The sequence below is a fragment of the Micromonospora sicca genome (assembly GCF_003172935.1).
GTDB classification, from domain to species: domain Bacteria; phylum Actinomycetota; class Actinomycetes; order Mycobacteriales; family Micromonosporaceae; genus Micromonospora; species Micromonospora sicca.
Window position 1 is genome coordinate 1 of sequence record NZ_QGKS01000243.1, and the last position, 3,744, is coordinate 3,744.

General features: G+C 74.5%; 2 protein-coding genes and 1 pseudogene. 1 reads left to right on the forward strand and 2 read right to left on the reverse strand.

Features of this window, described 5'->3' with window-relative positions; genetic code table 11:
* Nucleotides 1-81: 81 nt before the first annotated feature.
* The gene (gene guaA, locus DKT69_RS17690) at nucleotides 82-1,635 is read right to left on the reverse strand and encodes a glutamine-hydrolyzing GMP synthase (protein WP_109802642.1); all 1,554 of its coding nucleotides are present in this window, start codon (nucleotides 1,633-1,635) and stop codon (nucleotides 82-84) included.
* Between the two features lie 85 nt (nucleotides 1,636-1,720).
* Nucleotides 1,721-3,418, reverse strand: a complete 1,698-nt coding sequence (locus DKT69_RS17695) for an FAD-dependent oxidoreductase (RefSeq protein WP_109802643.1) — start codon at nucleotides 3,416-3,418, stop codon at nucleotides 1,721-1,723.
* A 139-nt stretch (nucleotides 3,419-3,557) separates the two neighbouring features.
* On the opposite strand from DKT69_RS17695, the pseudogene DKT69_RS37800 reads away from it, so the two are divergent.
* Nucleotides 3,558-3,744: pseudogene (locus DKT69_RS37800) on the forward strand (DUF3152 domain-containing protein); the annotation flags it as partial.

A 3,744-nucleotide genomic window follows, 5' to 3' on the forward strand; every position in this document is an offset into this window, starting at 1 on the left:
GGCCGGCGACGCAGCCGGCGGGTACGCCGGAGCCGGCGCCCCGGCCGCAGCCTCAGCCGCCGACCGCCGGGTGAGCCGGCGTCACTCCCACTCGATGGTGCCCGGCGGCTTGCTGGTGACGTCCAGGACCACCCGGTTCACCTCGGCCACCTCGTTGGTGATCCGGGTGGAGATCCGGGCGACCACCTCGTACGGCAGCCGGGACCAGTCGGCGGTCATCGCGTCCTCGCTGGAGACCGGGCGCAGCACCACGGGATGCCCGTAGCTGCGCCCGTCGCCCTGCACGCCGACGCTGCGCACGTCGGCCAGCAGCACCACCGGGAACTGCCAGACGCCCCGGTCCAGGCCGGCGGCCGTCAACTCCTCCCGGGCGATCAGGTCGGCCTTGCGGAGCAGGTCCAGCCGCTCCCGGTCGACCGCGCCGATGATCCGGATGGCCAGGCCGGGGCCGGGGAACGGGTGCCGCCAGACCATCGCCTCGGGCAGGCCCAGCTCCAGGCCCAGCGCCCGGACCTCGTCCTTGAACAGCGTGCGCAGCGGCTCGACCAGCGCGAACTTCAGGTCCTCCGGCAGGCCGCCGACGTTGTGGTGGCTCTTGATGTTGGCGGTGCCGGTGCCGCCGCCGGACTCCACCACGTCCGGGTAGAGGGTGCCCTGCACCAGGAACTCGACGTCGCCGTGGGAGGCGATCTCCCGGGCGGCGGCCTCGAAGACCCGGATGAACTCCCGGCCGATGATCTTGCGCTTCTGCTCCGGGTCGGTCACCCCGGCGAGCGCCCCGAGGAAGCGGTCCTGCGCGTCGACCACCTTGAGCTTGATGCCGGTGGCCGCCACGTAGTCCTTCTCCACCTGCTCGGCCTCCCCGGCCCGGAGCAGGCCGTGGTCGACGAAGACGCAGGTGAGCTGGTCACCGACGGCCCGGTGCACCAGCGCGGCGGCGACCGCCGAGTCCACGCCGCCGCTCAGGCCGCAGATGACCTCCTTGTCGCCGACCTGCTCCCGGATCCGGGCCACCTGCTCGTCGATGATGTTCTCGGGCGTCCAGGTCGGCTCGACGCCGGCGATGTCGTACAGGAAGCGGGTGAGCATCTCCTGGCCGTGCGCGGTGTGCCCCACCTCCGGGTGGAACTGCACCCCGGCCCGGCGGCCGGCCACGTCCTCGAACGCGGCGACCGGCGCGCCCGCCGACTCGGCGGTCACCGTGAAGCCCGCGGGGGCCTCGGTCACGCAGTCGCCGTGGCTCATCCAGACCGGCAGGTCGTCCGGCAGGTCGCGGAGCAGCACGCCGGCCTCGGCGCGGGCGTGCAGCGGGGTGCCGCCGTACTCCCGGTTGCCGGTCCGCGCGACCGTGCCGCCGAGCGCCTGGGCCATCGCCTGGAAGCCGTAGCAGATGCCGAAGACCGGGACGTCGGCGGTGAACATGCGGGCGTCGATCTGCGGGGCGTCGGGTGCGTAGACGCTGGCCGGACCGCCCGACAGGATGATCGCGGCGGGGTCCTTCGCCAGCATCTCGGCGACCGGCATGGTGTGCGGGACGATCTCCGAGTAGACCTTCGCCTCACGCACCCGGCGCGCGATGAGCTGGGCGTACTGGGCTCCGAAGTCCACCACGAGGACGGGGCGAGGCGTGCTCATGTGCAGAAAGCCTACCGACCGTCACCTCCGCGCCGGGCGCGGCCCGGCCGTCCGCGTGGCGCGTCCCGCCCGGATGTCGCGCGGATCACCCGCGCAGGGCGGCGGGGGCGTGCGCCGGGACCGCCGGGTGGCGCGGGGGGACCGGCTCCACCCGCCGGTACGCCGCACCGAGCGGCGGCCGCGGATCCTCCTCGCCCTTGTTGGGCCAGCACGACATCGCCCGTTCCGCCTGGGCGGTGATCGTCAGCGACGGGTTCACCCCGAGGTTCGCCGAGACCGCCGCGCCGTCCACCACGTGCAGCCCCGGGTGCCCGTGCACCCGGTGGTACGGGTCGATCACCCCGTCGGCCGGGGTGGCGCCGATCACCGCCCCGCCGAGGATGTGCGCGGTCATCGGGATGTTGAACGGCTCGGTCAGCGCGCCGCCCGGCGTACCGTCGATCTCCTCGGCGAGCAGCCGCACCGCGTTGTTGCCGGCCGGGATCCAGGTCGGGTTCGGCGCGCCGTGCCCCGGCCCGGAGACCAGCCGGCGGCCGAGCGGGCCGCGCCGCCAGCGGGTGGTGAGCGAGTTGTCCGCCGACTGCATCACCAGGGCGATCACCGTCCGCTCGGACCAGCCGCGCACCGACAGCATCCGGGCGGCCAGGCCGGGCTGCCGGACGATGCTGCCCAGCCAGCGCCGGACCCGGTGCGGCCCGCCGTCGACCAGCAGCGACTGGAGCAGCCCCATCGCGTTGGAGCCCCGGCCGTAGCGGACCGGCTCGATGTGGGTCTGCGGGTCGGGGTGGAACGAGCTGGTGATCGCCACTCCCTCGGTGAAGTCCAGCCGCCGCTCCCGCGCCTGCCGGCGGGGCACCGAGGCGCCGAGGATGGCCTCCGAGTTGGTCCGGGTCAGCTCGCCGAGGCGGGGCGACAGCGCGGGCAGCGCCCCGGTCGCCTTCATCTCGTGCAGCAGCCGCTGGGTGCCCAGCGCGCCCGCGGCGAAGACCACCTGGTCGGCGCGGATCACCTGGCGCCGCTTGCGCAGCCACGCGCCGGTGCGCTCGGTGTGCACCTCGTAGCCCTCGTCGGCGGTGGGGCGGACCGCGGTGACCGTGGTCAGCGGGTGGACTTGGGCGCCGAGCCGCTCGGCCAGCCAGAGGTAGTTCTTGACCAGGGTGTTCTTGGCGCCGTGCCGGCAGCCGGTCATGCACGAGCCGCAGTGCAGGCAACCGGTCCGCTCCGGCCCGGCCCCGCCGAAGTACGGGTCGGGCACCCGCTCGCCGGGCCGGCCGATGTGCACGCCCACCGGGGTGGCGTGGAAGGTGTGCCCGACCCCCATCCGCTCGGCCACCGCCCGCATCGCCCGGTCCGCACCGGTCCGCACCGGGTACGTGGTCGCCCCGAGCATCCGCTTGGCCTGGTCGTAGTGGCGGGCCAGTTCGTCGCGCCAGTCGGTGATGTCCCGCCACTGCGGGTCGGCGTAGAACGCGTCGAGGGGCTCGTAGAGGGTGTTGGCGTAGACCAGCGAGCCGCCGCCCACGCCCGCGCCGGAGAGCACCATGACTCCCCCGCCGGCCTTCCGGTCCGCGGAGCGGAGCAGGGTGATCCGCTGGAGGCCGTAGCACCCGAGCTTCGGAGCCCAGAGGAAGCGCCGGGCCCGCCAGGAGGTCTCCGGAAACTCGTCGTCGGCGAAGCGCCGCCCGGCCTCCAGCACCCCGACCGAGTAGCCCTTCTCCGCCAGCCGGAGCGCGGCGACGCTGCCGCCGAAACCGGACCCGATGACGACCACGTCATACCGCATGGACGCATCATTACCGACGGGTAGCCATCGCGCCAGCGCCAGATTTTGGGGATCATGCAGGACGCTCGGTCGACCGGGCCCGCCGGTGGCAACCCCGGGCCCCCGTCCGAGCGTCGTTCCGTACGGGGGAGGAAGCCTGATGACGCAGGAGACCGCAAAACCACGACGGCGCTGGACGCTGGGGGTGGCCGCCGTGGTTGCGGTGCTCCTGGTCGCCGCCGGCGCGGTGGTGGCCGCCCGCCGGCTCTCCTGGTCCACCCCGGCACCCGGCCCGACGGCCGGCCCGGCCACGCCCACGGCGTCGGCGTCGGCGAGCAGCCCCGCCC

Bases quoted from the DNA above. Each gene is read 5' to 3' on its own strand.
- DKT69_RS17695 (WP_109802643.1), bottom strand. From the start codon at position 3,418: ATGCGGTATGACGTGGTCGTCATCGGGTCCGGTTTCGGCGGCAGCGTC.
- guaA (WP_109802642.1), bottom strand. From the start codon at position 1,635: ATGAGCACGCCTCGCCCCGTCCTCGTGGTGGACTTCGGAGCCCAGTAC.